The following is a 13,116-nucleotide window of genomic DNA, read 5'->3' on the forward strand; positions in this document are numbered from 1 at the left end:
CATTAGATCTCAGCTGCTTTTTCTATTTCGGCACGGGCATTGTCAAGCATAAGCGCACTCGGGTCATCTCCGCCCATTATTCTTGCTATCTCTGCGACTCTGCCGTCCATATCAAGCTGCATTACGTGAGTCTCTGTACGTTCGCCTGCTATCTGCTTTTCTATGAGCAGATGATTGTTCGCCATTACTGCTATCTGTGACAGATGAGTTACGCATATTACCTGTCTCACTCTGCCTATCTCACGAAGTTTTATGCCTATTTTCTGCGCTGCCTTGCCGCTTACACCTGTATCTATCTCGTCAAATATCATCGTAGGGATAGAGTCCTTATCGGCTATTACACTTTTAAGTGCAAGCATTATTCTCGAAAGCTCACCGCCGGAAGCTATCTTCGATATAGGCTTAGGCTCTTCACCCTTGTTGGCTGATATAAGGAACTCAACAGAATCCATACCATTGACCGTGAGCTTGCCCTTATCGTGGCGTACTTCTATTATTACACCTGCCATGTTCAGAAATTCAAGCTCTGCTGTAACTCGTTCCGTGAAACGCTTTGCCACCTGTTCGCGGTATTCGTATAATGCCTTTGCCTGCTCCGTTACCTTATGGAGAAGCTCCTCACGCTTTGCGAGAAGTTCCTTTATTTCGGTGTCTGAACTTTCAAGCTGCATCACTTCACGGCAGGCATCATCATAAAGCTTTACAAGTCCCTCACAGTCTGTTGCGTATTTTCGCTTCAACTTATTTATGGAATTGAGCCTTGTGCCCAAATATTCCAGACGCTGACCGTCAAGCTCCACCTTATCCGCAAGACTTTCAAGCTCTGAAGCTATGTCCGCAAGCTCTATCTCTGCGGCAGAAAGTCTCTCATATAAGCTGTTAAGCTTTTCATTTGCATCAGTGAAGCCTGCTAACTCAGTTTCGGCAGAAACTATCATATCAGATGCGTTTTCCTCTCCTGTCAGTGCGCTTACTGCACTCTTTATGGCTATTATAGTCTTTTCGGAGTTTTTAGCGTTTTCGTACTCCCTTTCAAGCTCGTCATCCTCGCCTTCGCGGAGCTCCAGCTCGCCTATATCGTCGATTATCTCATTGAGCTGTCGGCTGCGCTCGATACGGGTCTGTTCAAGCTTTTTAAGCTCGCCAAGCCTGCGGGCAGTCTGCTGCAATTCCTTGAATGTGACTCTGTATTCGTTTAAAAGTGTATAGTCGCCACCGAAATCGTCAAGTATCTGCAAATGCTTATCACTGTCGAGCAGTATCTGATTATCATGCTGTCCGTGTATATTGATGAGCATTGAGCCTATTTCTTTAAGTAGTGCAGCTGAAGCTGTTCTGTGGTTTATTCTCGAAACACTTCCGCCGTCTGCACTTATCTCACGGGTAACGGTTATTTCTTCGTCATCGTGAGTAATTCCCAGCTCGTCAAGCTTATAGCATACCTCTCGGGAAAGATTCGTAAAAAGTGCGGTTATTACAGCCTTATCGCAGCCTGTACGCACTATGTCTTTTGTGCAGCGCTGTCCGAGAACGGCATTTATTCCGTTTATGAGTATGGACTTTCCTGCGCCCGTTTCACCTGTAAAAATGTTGAGCCTGCTGTCCAGCGGTATCACAGCTTCCTTTATTACAGCAAGGTTCTGTATATATATTTCCTTTAGCATCTGTCAGGGCTTACCTCCTCGGAAAAAGCTCGCTGCGGAATTTCTTTGAAAGCTTTTTCGCATCAGCTTCACTTCTTACAAGTATGAATATGGTATCATCACCTGCAATAGTACCAACTACCCCCTGATGCTCAACTGAGTCTATAGCTGCGCAGGTCCCCTGTGCCATGCCTGCACGGCATTTAAGGACTATGGTATTCATTGCGTAATCCACTGATATTACTGCTTCTTCAAACAATGATCTTTCCGCTACAGCCGCTGCTGGTACCGAATAGCGGTATACTCCGCGCTCGTCCCTCTGCTTTACAAGCGATAACTGCTGAATATCCCTTGAAAGTGTTGCCTGAGTCGTTTTTATACCGCGCTCTGCAAGAAGCTGTATAAGAAGCTCCTGAGTTGCTACGGGCTGCTCGTTTATTATTTCAAGTATTGCTTCATGTCTGCGGTTCTTCATAATACCACCGTTTTCCTTACTTTATGGGTTTGCACATCTTTTTGCAAAGTGACTCATGGAACGAATTTCCTATGAGATTTATAAAGTTTATATTATTCTTTCCTCTGCATATCTCTATACTGTCACCGTTATGAAGGCTTGCAAAGTGCTCGCCGTCCACATTGATGACCATGCTGTCATCGCGCACGGTAACGTCCTTCATTCGCAGCTTTCTCTGCGGAGAAAACATAGTCGCACGGGAAAAAAGAGAATGGGGACAGATAAGTGTCATTTCTATACATTCAAGGTCAGGTTCTATTACAGGACCTCCTGCCGAAAGCGCATACGCAGTCGAACCTGAGGGAGTGCTGAAAAGTACTCCGTCGGCACGGTATCTTCCAACAAGATAGCTTTCGGAATAAACCTCAAATTCGCATATTCTGAAGCTTCCTGACCTTGCCGATACCTCATTCAGTACTGTTGCAGTTATATCGCCGTCAGGACCGTGGTATACCACATCAAGAGTCATTCGTGGCGAAAGCTCATACTCTCCGGTTGTAAGCAAACTTAGCTTGTCAAGCTGGTCGGCTTCAAGTCCTGCCATAAAACCGAGAGTTCCTGTATTTATACCAAGAAGCTTGGTATCGCTACCGATAAGAAGCTTAGCACAGCGCAGTATAGTTCCGTCACCGCCTATGGCAAGAACGTAATCCGCTGTCTTAGCCGCTTCTCTGATATCTTCAAATTTTACAAATGGCTTATCGGAAAAATCATTTCTGAATTTCTCGCTGACAGACACCTCTATACCGCATCTGTTCAGCACATTGCATACCTCGCGTGCACAGCTGAGCGCATTGGGCTTCTGGAAATTAGGGTACAACGCTGCCTTCATAAACGCACTCCTTACAGTTTATTGAAGGAGCTGTCAGTCAGCTCCTTGAAATCATGTTTTTTCTGTTCTCCTGCCAACTTTCTCAGCAGAACAAGATATTCTATATTTCCGCTTCCACCGCGGACAGGTGAATATGTATATTTTTCTGTCGTAAAACCAACCGATACAGCAAAGCTGTCTGTCTCGGAAAGTACTCTTATATGCACCTTTTTGTCCTTAACTATGCCTTTCTTTCCTATATCACTGCGTCCTGCTTCAAACTGGGGCTTTATGAGGACTGCTGCACATTCTCCGTCTTTCAGGAGCTCATACACCTTCGGAAGTATCTTTGTAAGGGAGATAAAGGATACGTCAACAGATATGAAATCCGCCTTTCCTCCTATATCCTCCGCAAATACCTCACGAATGTCCGTACCCTCCATATTTATTACACGGGAGTCGCTGACAAGAGCAGCTGCAAGCTGTCCGTGTCCCACATCAACAGCATAGACCTTCTTTGCTCCGTTTTGCAGCATAAAGTCAGTAAATCCGCCTGTGGACGCACCTATATCAAGGCACACCTTATTTTTAAGGTCAATGCCGAATTCAGCTACAGCCTTTTTAAGCTTCAATGCGCCTCTGCCAACATATTCCTCAGCTTCGGAACATTCTATGACATCTGCCTCAGTAACTTCATCTGAGGGCTTTCCTGCTTTTTTCCCGTTTACTGTAACACTGCCCGAGCGTATCATTTCCTTTGCACGCTCACGGCTCCTTGATATTCCTCTGGCTACGAGCTCTGCATCAAGTCTTGCCATTTATTTTCTCCTGCCTCGGATATACTCCGCCATTTTTCCGCTTGTAAGACCAAGCTTTTCAAGACATGACATCACAGAAGCCTGCTTAACAAAGCCCTTGGCAGTTACACGGCTGTAGTCGCCGCGATAGCCAAGCTCGGAAAGCACATCGCCGATTTTTTCGGAAATACTTCCCTCACCCATAGATTCCTCAAAGAATACAATGGTATTATATTTGCTTATCTCTGCCCCAAGGTCGCTTTCAAGAGGATATATCTTCGTAAGCTTTAATATATCACAGTTTATGCCTTCTTTTTTCAGAAGTTGCTGTGCCTTGTAAGCTTCATTGTAAAGTCTGCCGTAGGTTATTATAAGTATATCACTGTTTTCCTCACGGATATATAGATGCTCCGTAGTGAGATGATATTTGCTGAAAGACATCTCCTCAGAACCGCGGGGGTATCTAACCGCAGCAAGACCTTTTTCGCTGTATAAAGCCTTCTTCATGCACATCTTCATCTCTGAGTAACATGAAGGCGAATAGATAACTGTATTCGGGATAGTAGTAAGCATAGGCACATCAAGAAGTCCCTGATGAGTCTCGCCGTCCTCACCTACAATACCTGCTCGGTCGATACCAAGTACGATATGCAGACCGCCGATAGCGATATCATGCACCAGCTGGTCGTAGGCTCGCTGCAAGAATGTGGAATATACCGCGAATACTGGTATCATGCCCATTGAAGCAAGTCCACCTGCAAAGGTAACTGCGTGCTGTTCTGCTATACCCACATCAAAGAATCTTTCTGGATATTTGAAATGGAAAAACTGCAAACCGGTTCCGTATTTCATAGCAGCTGTGATAGCACATATCTTATCGTCCTTTTCGGCAAGCCTTACAAGCTCCTTGCCGAACATGGTAGAATAGCTGTCCGCAGCGGATACCTCAGGATTTCCCGTAGCTATGTCAAATTTGGAGATACCATGATATTCTCCCGGATTTTGCTCGGCAGGTATGTAGCCCTTACCCTTAACAGTCTTAACGTGTATAAACACAGGCTGGTGGTAGGACTTTGCCATGTGTATTACTTCCTCAAGCTCGGATAAGTTGTGTCCGTTTACAGGGCCGAGATAAATGAAGCCCATATCCTCAAACATTGTACTCTGTTCAAGAATATTCGACTTTACAGAGTCCTTGACATTCTTTATTCCCTTGGCAACACTGTTACCTACTATAGGTATCATACCAAGTCCGCGCTCCACAGCTCTCTTGGTGGAGAGATACTTCTCGGTATTGCGCAGTGAGGTAAGGTACTTTGAAAGTGAGCCGACGCTCTTTGATATGGACATATTGTTATCATTGAGTATAACAATGAGATTTCGCTGAAGTCCTCTGCCGCAGTTGTTCATAGCTTCATAGAACATTCCGCCGGTCATAGCGCCGTCGCCGATAACTGCCACAGCATAATTGTCTTTGCCCTGAAGCTCCATAGCTTCACAAATTCCGCAGGCAACCGACACAGACGTACTGCTGTGACCGCTTATAAAAACATCGTGAGGAGACTCCTCGGGCTTTGGAAATCCCGAGATTCCGTCCTCCTGTCTGAGTGTGGAAAACCTGTCAAGTCTTCCTGTAAGTATTTTATGTGTATATGCCTGATGACCTACGTCCCATACGATCTTGTCCTCAGGCGAATTGAAATTGCGGTGTATCGCCATAGTAAGCTCCACAGCTCCCAGATTTGACGCAAGATGTCCGCCCGTTGCCGAAACTGTAGAAATAAGGATATTTCTTATCTCCTTGCATAATCCTGCGCACTGGTTCAGTGAAAGCTTTTTAAGGTCCTTGGGGAGATCAAGCTCCTCAAGTGTGACCTTTTCATTATTATTAACGTTATCCTTCATTTTTACGAAATGCGGATATATCCGCAGCTCCTTCTTGTTAGTTCTTTCTCTTCAAAAGCATTTCCGTCAGCTCTGTGAGGAATGCGTCCTTTCCGAATACTTCAAGGCAGCCGAGCGCCTCTTCTGTTATGCCGTTGGCTATTTCCTGAGCCTTTTCAACTCCATAAAGTGTTACAAATGTGGTCTTGTTTTCCTCCGCATCACTGCCAACAGGTTTTCCAAGCTCCTCTGTAGTGCTTGTAACATCAAGGATATCGTCTATTATCTGGAATGCAAGACCCAGCTTGAAGCCATAATCAGCAGCTGCCTGTATCTTGGCTTCATCTGCTCCTGCACAGATACAGCCCATGATGCAGGATACTGCGATGAGCTGACCTGTTTTGTGGCGGTACATATTGCGCAGGTTTGCTTCGTCAACATCGCTGCGCTCCTCATTTTCCATATCTATGACCTGTCCGCCTATCATTCCCTCTCTGCCAACAGCCTTTGCAAGACATGAGATTATCTTTATTTTCTGCTCGGCTGTAAGACTTTCATCGTTAGCGATTATCTCAAAGGGCTGAACTGACAATGCATCGCCTGCAAGTATAGCCATTGCCTCGCCGAACGCCTTATGACATGAGGGCTTTCCGCGGCGGTAATCGTCATTATCCATTGCAGGAAGATCATCATGTATAAGCGAAAAGGTGTGTATCATCTCTATAGCAGCAGCAGGTGCGGCTGCCTTTCTGTAGTCACCACCCAGCGCATTGCAGAATGAATATACCAGCACGGGACGGATACGTTTTCCGCCTGCTTCAAGTGAATAATTCATTGCATCAATGAGATCTTTCTGGGCTGACATAGTTTCCGAATGTGCGTTGTATTTTTTTAAATTCTCCTCTGTAAAGCTTATGTATTCACAAAGCTTCTCCTTAAATCCGATCATATCACTTATCTGACGGAGCTGTTCCGTCGTCCTCCGTAATCTTTATCTGTGCGTCGTCAAGCTGCTTTCGGCAGGCGGCTGAAAGCTTAACGCCTTCACCGTACAGTTCAACGGCTTTTTCAAGGGGAATATCCCCTTTTTCAAGCTCGGCAACTATCTTTCCGAGCTTAGTCATATTATCTTCAAATGTAAGCTTTTCTTCCATTATATCACCATTTATCAGTTATCTCAGCTTCCGCACCGCCGCTGCCGAATGTGATCCTAACCTTATCGCCCTTACTAAGTACCTCAGAAGTATTAAGGAGCTTTTCCTCCTTATATACCAACGAATATCCTCGTGAAAGGACTTTCAAAGGACTCAGACTGTCGAGCCTTGCGATACGCTCAGAGAGCTGATGCTCCAGTCGTTCAAAATATCTCGAAAAGGCTGCTTCGCGTCTTTTATCAAGTCCCGAAAGTCTTTCGGCAGTAAGCCTTACTCTGTTTTCGGGAGACTGTGCCGACAAACGCGCGTTAAGTGCGATAAATCTGTCACTTGCCTTATCAAGCTGCGCAAGTACAGCCCTTTCTGCTCTGCGCTCCATTATGCCTATCTTTTCATACAGACTTGCAATATCGGGTGCTGCAAGCTCCGCTGCTGCCGACGGAGTAGGCGCACGCAGGTCGGCTGCAAGATCTGTAATGGTATAATCGGTCTCATGTCCGACAGCCGATATCACAGGCACCTTGCAGTTATATACTGCATATGCTACCTTTTCGGTGTTGAAGGCGCTAAGGTCCTCGCTTGAACCACCGCCGCGGCCTACGATTATTACGTCGCAGCCTGCGGCTTCTGCTTTCAGTATGCCTCTGCATACCGAGTCCGCCGCACCTTCACCCTGTACAAGGGCATTGACTGCATATACCTCACATAAAGGATAACGGCGTGAAAGTACATTGATAATGTCTCTCACTGCTGCACCGCTAAGAGATGTTACCGCTCCTATTTTCTTGGGCATAGGCGGTATAGGCCGCTTATGAGCCGTATCGAATATGCCCTCTTTCGCAAGCTTCTTTTTAAGCTGCTCAAGTGCTGCACCTGCCGCTCCTGCGCCCTCAGGGATAATATCATTGACGTATAGCTGATAAGCTCCGTCACGCTCATATACACCGATACTGCCCGAAGCAATGACTGACATTCCGTCCTCGGGCTCAAATCTCAGACGAGATGCCGCACTTGCGAACATAACCGCTTTAAGGGAGCTTTCGCTGTCCTTCAGAGTGAAATAAACGTGTCCGCTGCGAAAATGCTTTACATAATCAGCTATCTCGCCGCGCACCATTATCCCCTGAATATTTCGGTCGCTTTTAAGTATCGAGCCTATGTATTTATTTATCTGTGAAACTGTGATTACAGGCATTTATTTCTCACCATTACTTTTCAGATAACCGTATATCGCCACACCGGCTGCGTTGTCGCAGGAAAACTGCGGCTCAGCAAAGCTTGCCGACGGGAAACGGGAAATTATCCTGTCGCGGATAATAACGTCCGACATTACTCCGCCTGCAAACACAAGTGGGAGCTCACCGTATTCGCTGACAGCATGAGCTGTCATTGCAATAATTGTCTCTGCAATGAAATCAAGGCAGTATTTCGCTATATTTTCTGGACTTTCACCGCTGTCCAGCATATCGCCGCACTTGTTCTCGACTCCAGAGAGACAGCAGCTTCCGTTTTTCAGCACCGGCTTTACCTTGAAATGCTTATTAGCCTTCATGGCAAGCTTTTCAAGCTCAGCACCGCACGGAAATTTAAGTCCCAGCATAACACCTGTCCTGTCAACAGCCTGTCCTGCTTTAAGGTCGAGAGAAGTGCCTATCTCAGTGATCTTAAGCACATTTTCATCGTCAGGCTCACAAAGCAAACAATCGGTAGTTCCTCCGCTTACATGAAAGGCTATAAAACGCTCTTTCACAAGTTCGAGCCTGTCCGCGGAATATAAAGCAGCAAGGATATGTCCTATCTGATGCGAGGTAGTATAAAGCCTTGCACCAACTGCTGCCGCATACGAACGGGCAAAGCCTTCTCCGCACAGAAAGCATGGCATATACGAGCCTTCGATATTTCGCGGTCTCGCCGAAGCTGTTACCACCATGGGAGCTGCAAGCGTGTTATCACCAAAAAGCTGCTCCATCATATCGGGAAGCTGCTTGGTATGGTGAAAAACCGCATCGCTCTGTCTGAGCCCAAGTTCTCCCTCCTTTACGGGGAGAAGCTTTTTGCACTGATATACCTTATTGACCTCGCTGACATATACAGCCGCAGAGGTAGTATAATTGCTGGTATCGACTCCGAGAAACTCAGGCATCTGCTTTTTCTTCCTTCTGCTCGTCGCGGGAGAATGCTCCGAGAACACCGTTAATAAAGGCTGTATCCTCCTGATATGTATACATCATGGAAAGCTTTATAGCTTCGCTTATTGCCGCATTCATAGGTGTATTGTCATCATAGAGCGACTCATACATAGCAATGCGGAGAATAGCAAGATTGAGCTTTGATATTCTTGATACGCTTCTTGATTTGCTGTATTTTGAGATTATCCCGTCAAGTTCGGCAGCATGAGCAAGTGTGCCCTCCACTATCTTCTTTACCTCATCGTTTACGGTTATCTCGTCTATCTCCTCTGCTATCTCGTATAGCTCATTTATATCATCATCGCGCAGAAGCTGCTCAAATACCAGCTTGAATGCACTGTCTCTTATTTCTCGCCTCGTCATTTTCTTACTCCTTATTTTTATCTAAAACGCGGTACATGAAAATCATTTCCTCGTTTCCTTCAAATCCGTTTTTTATGTAAAATTTTTCGCTTGGATAGCCCTTGACAGTCTTCAACGCCATTGCAACGACTCCCTCTTTTTTCAGCTCATCTGTCGCATATCCGAGAACTGCTGTACCTATGCCGCTCCTGTGAAGCTCAGGCGATACGCAGAATTCATCTATTACATACTCGGGACCATGCAGATAAGTAAGCCTTCTGCCGCATAATATAGCCTTTATGCCGCTGCTGTCCTCATAAACATAGCCTATGGACTGCGGTGACGACATAAGCTCTTTTATCCTTGTGCGCGATATTTCTACCGACCATTCCTCATTCCACGGTGATGCTGCAAATGCTGCTGTGAATACTGCCGCTGCAGCATCAAGATCATCAGCTCTATATCTGCGTATCACTCAAATACAACTCCGCTGACTGTTACGTTTACTCTTGCAACAGGCACTCCTGTCATATTCTGCACATTTTCCTTTACCGTGTTCTGTACTTCCTGAGCTACGTGACAGGCTTTTTCACCGCTCTTTACGACTATTTTCATATCAATAGCGGCTACATCGCCCATCATGCTTATCTTGATAGGTCCGTTTCTTCTCAGCTTGCTCATTTTATCAATTTCACCGCCAAGGCTTGCAACTCCGTTAACATCAAGAGCTGCAAGCTTAGCTATTGCTATTATTACATCTTCGGATATTTTCAATCTGCTTGATGCCGCAGGCTTCATCTCTTCAACTTCCATAGTGAACCTCCGTTCGCGTATATTTAAGTGTAAATTTTAATTAAAATTGCATTTACACCAGTACTATTGTATTATAACATATAATCATCGAAAAAGCAACAATACACGGCGAAAAATTACGCTGTATCATTTAGAAAGCAGAACAATTATATAAAAGCAGGAATGAGAATTACGATAATATCCATATCATTGCATATTATCCACCTATGGTGTATCTTTTGAAATAATCAATGGTTTTCCGTTGAAAAAACATCTTTTTCTGCCCTATTATAGAAGGACATTTTTCTCGCATCAGCTAAGACAACAGTGCGTTATCATTATACAGCGTCACTCCGCTCACTTAACTTCAAATATTCTGATGTTTTCAGCAGGTACTTCTGTCTCACCCAGGATTATCTCTTTTATAGAAGCTGCCTGCGCCTTGTCAAGCCCTTCGGTCTTTACTACGACTTTTGCTGTTTCACCGTCAAGGTACGCAACACAATCCTGAAATCCCTGCGCTTTTATCAGCGACTCTATTGTTCCCTCACTCTCTATAAGCTTTGAGACCTCAACAGCATCAAGCGCGTTTACGACCATTTCATTTTCAGTTATATCTCCGCCGCCGATTATTGACTGCAAGGTCTGCACTGCCTCATCACGGTCATTCATTCTGTCAAGCCGAGCCTGTGCGAAATAGTCACCTGCTGTACCCTCGGCAGCTGCGTTCACAAACTCGGTCTGACCGTAGTTTATTGTCTCGCTCTGCTTTTTCAGTGCTACTTTCTCATTTTTCATAAGATCAGGCGATGCTGTATAGTTTATGTAAACAGCCACCGCAAGCATCAGTGTGAGACAAGTCATTATTATCTGCTTTTTTCCTATTATAAGTGATGGTTTCTTCATTATGGTTATCTCCTTTTATCTTAGTTTTGTTACGAATATTCTCGATGTTGGTATATCAAGCGCAGCTGATACAGCCTTGTATACACTTTCCCGTACCTGCGCACTTTCTCCGCCCTGACAGGCTACTACAGCTCCCGTTATCTCGGGAGTTCTTATGGTCTCGATAAGTGCATTCTTCTCGCCTCCGCCTCCAACTATAACATATCGTTCTTCCTCCTCTGTTTTGCTGTCACCGCGGCTGTACCGCCCTTCCGTTGCGTAAACGTACCGTTCATCACTCCCCACAGTAAGATATACCCTTACCTCTCCTGCACCTTCAATGTCCGCAAGAAAGTTTTCAAGCCGTCTTTCTGTATCATCGCAGTATCTTACCGCATCAGTCTTACTGTTCATCTCAGCCGTTTTCTTCTTGTCAGGTGCATTTTCAGGCAGGAGTGAGGATATCATTATCAGCAGTAGTCCCAGCACTCCGCAGATAGTCATAAATACAGCCCATTTCCTGCCTTTTGTGAGTTCCCTGAGCTTTTCAGCTATCTCCATTTACGACCTCCGTTTCCTGTCCGAGACTGCTGCGTATTATCCCGGCTGCTTTTTCAAGCTCCGCCGTACTGATAATGACCCTATTAATAGATATGCTGCCATCATGTGAAATATTAACCTCTGTCCTTATATTATCGACCTTTATTCCGGCTGCGGACAGCTGTGAAAGAAGTATATCGGAGATATTCTTTCCTGTCTGCTCTGCAACAGCATTGTCATAAGATTCTGTTGAAAAGCTTATCTCATCTCTGTCAAAACCGCTTAGATCGGGAAAATTGATTTTTCCCTTTACATTGAATATCAATCCTGCAACTACCGCGACAAATACCAGTTTATATACGAATTCAGCCTGTGAGCGAAGCCTTGTGCCCTCAGTTATATGGCCAATTATACATATTCCTGCCGCAGTTATACATACCGCTCTTACTGCTGATGTTATCTCTTCCATATGCTCACCTCACCGTCTGCATAAGTATTGCTGTACACAGAATAAACATAACTCCATAGCATATAAGAACGCTCTGAGCTATTGCAAGACCGCTGTCAAGTGACTTCAGTACTCCGCTCATCTGTTCCTCGCCGAATATATCCGCAGCCGCCGAACCTGTCCACAGCACCGCCCTGTATGCAAGTATATGCAACACAGGCGGAAGTATCATAAGAATTATCACTATACAGCCGCCTGCACCTACTGTTCCGCGGACTATATCAAAGCTGCTCCTGACTGTTGCATATGCATCTGAAACTGCTCCGCCCACTACAGGCACAAGCCCCGATATGAGAAAACGAGCTGTTTTTGTCGCTGCTCCGTCAGCCTTTGCCGCAACAGTGCATTTCAGCGTAAGAAAACCCGTAAACAGGGTCATAGAAATAGTCAGCCCCCATGTTATGAGCTTTTTCATAAGCTGAACTGCTCCGCTGAAATTTGTTTTTGAAGCAGCTCCGCCTGCGACTGAAAGCATAGTTACAGCACTTAATATCGGCATAAGCATTGAATTCACAATCTGTACTATGAGCTCTGAGCCTGCAAGAAGCGATATATCATAGACTCCTGCACTGCCGATGTTTCCGCAGGCAGCCGTAATCCCAGAAAATATCGGTATATAAACTGCAATAAATCTGCCGCTGAGCTTAACTGTATCAAGGGTTTGTGAAAAAATATTGAAAAGAGGCGGCACAATCGCTGTTACGGCAGTAATAGTGCATACGGAGCTGTATAGCCTTTCGGAATTTCCCAATATACCGCCGCCAAAGCTTTTAAGCACAGAGGTTATTACCGCAATAAGAAGTATTGTTCCGAGAAGTCTCAGCGGTGCTTCCGAAATATCGGAGGTCTTTTCAGCAATTCTATTCACAAGTCCGCTGAAAGATATCCCACTCAGTTCATCCGAACTGAACCCGACATCATATTCATACAAAACATCATCAAACTGCGATATCGCTTCATTCTGCGGAGCTGAATCATCTTCTGCATGAGCGTTTAACGGCAGCGCAAACAGCATAAGCAATATAGTTACAATAATGATTATTACAAGCTTCCTCAT

16 protein-coding genes are annotated in these 13,116 nt (G+C 45.2%); all 16 read right to left on the minus strand.

Features of this window, described 5'->3' with window-relative positions:
• Window positions 1–2: 2 nt before the first annotated feature.
• Window positions 3–1,664, minus strand: a complete 1,662-nt coding sequence (recN, locus tag BUB28_RS04465) for a DNA repair protein RecN (RefSeq protein ID WP_072949231.1) — start codon at window positions 1,662–1,664, stop codon at window positions 3–5.
• 10 nt (window positions 1,665–1,674) lie between these two features.
• Complete coding sequence (gene argR / locus BUB28_RS04470; protein WP_072949233.1) at window positions 1,675–2,118, minus strand: arginine repressor; 444 nt, start codon at window positions 2,116–2,118, stop codon at window positions 1,675–1,677.
• 16 nt (window positions 2,119–2,134) lie between these two features.
• On the minus strand, window positions 2,135–2,989 hold the full coding sequence (locus BUB28_RS04475; RefSeq protein WP_072949236.1) for an NAD(+)/NADH kinase: 855 nt from the start codon (window positions 2,987–2,989) through the stop codon (window positions 2,135–2,137).
• An 11-nt stretch (window positions 2,990–3,000) separates the two neighbouring features.
• A complete protein-coding gene (locus BUB28_RS04480; RefSeq protein ID WP_072949237.1) occupies window positions 3,001–3,786 on the minus strand; it encodes a TlyA family RNA methyltransferase in 786 nt (261 codons plus the stop codon).
• Entirely contained in the window at window positions 3,787–5,670 is a 1,884-nt protein-coding gene (gene dxs, locus BUB28_RS04485; protein ID WP_072949240.1) for a 1-deoxy-D-xylulose-5-phosphate synthase, read from the minus strand. It abuts the gene before it with no gap.
• A gap of 37 nt (window positions 5,671–5,707) precedes the next feature.
• Window positions 5,708–6,598 (minus strand): polyprenyl synthetase family protein, encoded by an 891-nt coding sequence (locus BUB28_RS04490; protein ID WP_072949242.1) that lies wholly within the window; start codon window positions 6,596–6,598, stop codon window positions 5,708–5,710.
• A gap of 1 nt (window position 6,599) precedes the next feature.
• Window positions 6,600–6,803 (minus strand): exodeoxyribonuclease VII small subunit, encoded by a 204-nt coding sequence (gene xseB, locus BUB28_RS04495; RefSeq protein WP_072949244.1) that lies wholly within the window; start codon window positions 6,801–6,803, stop codon window positions 6,600–6,602.
• Between the two features lie 4 nt (window positions 6,804–6,807).
• Window positions 6,808–7,998: an exodeoxyribonuclease VII large subunit gene (gene xseA / locus BUB28_RS04500; RefSeq protein WP_072949246.1), complete on the minus strand. Its 1,191-nt coding sequence runs from the start codon at window positions 7,996–7,998 to the stop codon at window positions 6,808–6,810.
• Complete coding sequence (locus BUB28_RS04505; RefSeq protein ID WP_072949248.1) at window positions 7,999–8,946, minus strand: tRNA (adenosine(37)-N6)-threonylcarbamoyltransferase complex transferase subunit TsaD; 948 nt, start codon at window positions 8,944–8,946, stop codon at window positions 7,999–8,001. It lies immediately after the preceding gene.
• A complete protein-coding gene (nusB, locus tag BUB28_RS04510) occupies window positions 8,939–9,355 on the minus strand; it encodes a transcription antitermination factor NusB (RefSeq protein WP_072949250.1) in 417 nt (138 codons plus the stop codon). The genes BUB28_RS04505 and nusB overlap by 8 nt, the downstream gene beginning before the upstream one ends.
• A 4-nt stretch (window positions 9,356–9,359) precedes the next feature.
• Window positions 9,360–9,809, minus strand: a complete 450-nt coding sequence (locus tag BUB28_RS04515; protein ID WP_072949253.1) for a GNAT family N-acetyltransferase — start codon at window positions 9,807–9,809, stop codon at window positions 9,360–9,362.
• Window positions 9,806–10,147, minus strand: coding sequence for an Asp23/Gls24 family envelope stress response protein (locus tag BUB28_RS04520; protein WP_072949255.1), 342 nt, complete (start codon window positions 10,145–10,147; stop codon window positions 9,806–9,808). The genes BUB28_RS04515 and BUB28_RS04520 overlap by 4 nt, the downstream gene beginning before the upstream one ends.
• Window positions 10,148–10,483: 336 nt before the next feature.
• Window positions 10,484–11,032: a SpoIIIAH-like family protein gene (locus BUB28_RS04525; RefSeq protein ID WP_072949257.1), complete on the minus strand. Its 549-nt coding sequence runs from the start codon at window positions 11,030–11,032 to the stop codon at window positions 10,484–10,486.
• A 15-nt stretch (window positions 11,033–11,047) separates the two neighbouring features.
• The gene (locus BUB28_RS04530; RefSeq protein WP_072949268.1) at window positions 11,048–11,572 is read right to left on the minus strand and encodes a hypothetical protein; all 525 of its coding nucleotides are present in this window, start codon (window positions 11,570–11,572) and stop codon (window positions 11,048–11,050) included.
• The gene (locus BUB28_RS04535) at window positions 11,559–12,020 is read right to left on the minus strand and encodes a hypothetical protein (RefSeq protein WP_072949271.1); all 462 of its coding nucleotides are present in this window, start codon (window positions 12,018–12,020) and stop codon (window positions 11,559–11,561) included. Before BUB28_RS04535 ends, BUB28_RS04530 begins: the two co-directional genes overlap by 14 nt.
• Window positions 12,021–12,024: 4 nt before the next feature.
• Complete coding sequence (locus tag BUB28_RS04540) at window positions 12,025–13,116, minus strand: stage III sporulation protein AE (RefSeq protein WP_072949273.1); 1,092 nt, start codon at window positions 13,114–13,116, stop codon at window positions 12,025–12,027.

Origin of the sequence: Ruminococcus flavefaciens (genome assembly GCF_900143025.1) — a bacterium.
Taxonomy (GTDB): domain Bacteria; phylum Bacillota; class Clostridia; order Oscillospirales; family Ruminococcaceae; genus Ruminococcus; species Ruminococcus flavefaciens_I.

Excerpts from the sequence above, each read along its gene's own strand:
- recN (WP_072949231.1), bottom strand. The coding sequence starts at position 1,664 with ATGCTAAAGGAAATATATATACAGAACCTTGCTGTAATAAAGGAAGCT.
- argR (WP_072949233.1), bottom strand. The coding sequence starts at position 2,118 with ATGAAGAACCGCAGACATGAAGCAATACTTGAAATAATAAACGAGCAG.
- BUB28_RS04475 (WP_072949236.1), bottom strand. The coding sequence starts at position 2,989 with ATGAAGGCAGCGTTGTACCCTAATTTCCAGAAGCCCAATGCGCTCAGC.
- BUB28_RS04480 (WP_072949237.1), bottom strand. The coding sequence starts at position 3,786 with ATGGCAAGACTTGATGCAGAGCTCGTAGCCAGAGGAATATCAAGGAGC.
- dxs (WP_072949240.1), bottom strand. The coding sequence starts at position 5,670 with ATGAAGGATAACGTTAATAATAATGAAAAGGTCACACTTGAGGAGCTT.
- BUB28_RS04490 (WP_072949242.1), bottom strand. The coding sequence starts at position 6,598 with ATGATCGGATTTAAGGAGAAGCTTTGTGAATACATAAGCTTTACAGAG.
- xseB (WP_072949244.1), bottom strand. The coding sequence starts at position 6,803 with ATGGAAGAAAAGCTTACATTTGAAGATAATATGACTAAGCTCGGAAAG.
- xseA (WP_072949246.1), bottom strand. The coding sequence starts at position 7,998 with ATGCCTGTAATCACAGTTTCACAGATAAATAAATACATAGGCTCGATA.
- BUB28_RS04505 (WP_072949248.1), bottom strand. The coding sequence starts at position 8,946 with ATGCCTGAGTTTCTCGGAGTCGATACCAGCAATTATACTACCTCTGCG.
- nusB (WP_072949250.1), bottom strand. The coding sequence starts at position 9,355 with ATGACGAGGCGAGAAATAAGAGACAGTGCATTCAAGCTGGTATTTGAG.
- BUB28_RS04520 (WP_072949255.1), bottom strand. The coding sequence starts at position 10,147 with ATGGAAGTTGAAGAGATGAAGCCTGCGGCATCAAGCAGATTGAAAATA.
- BUB28_RS04525 (WP_072949257.1), bottom strand. The coding sequence starts at position 11,032 with ATGAAGAAACCATCACTTATAATAGGAAAAAAGCAGATAATAATGACT.
- BUB28_RS04530 (WP_072949268.1), bottom strand. The coding sequence starts at position 11,572 with ATGGAGATAGCTGAAAAGCTCAGGGAACTCACAAAAGGCAGGAAATGG.
- BUB28_RS04535 (WP_072949271.1), bottom strand. The coding sequence starts at position 12,020 with ATGGAAGAGATAACATCAGCAGTAAGAGCGGTATGTATAACTGCGGCA.
- BUB28_RS04540 (WP_072949273.1), bottom strand. The coding sequence starts at position 13,116 with ATGAGGAAGCTTGTAATAATCATTATTGTAACTATATTGCTTATGCTG.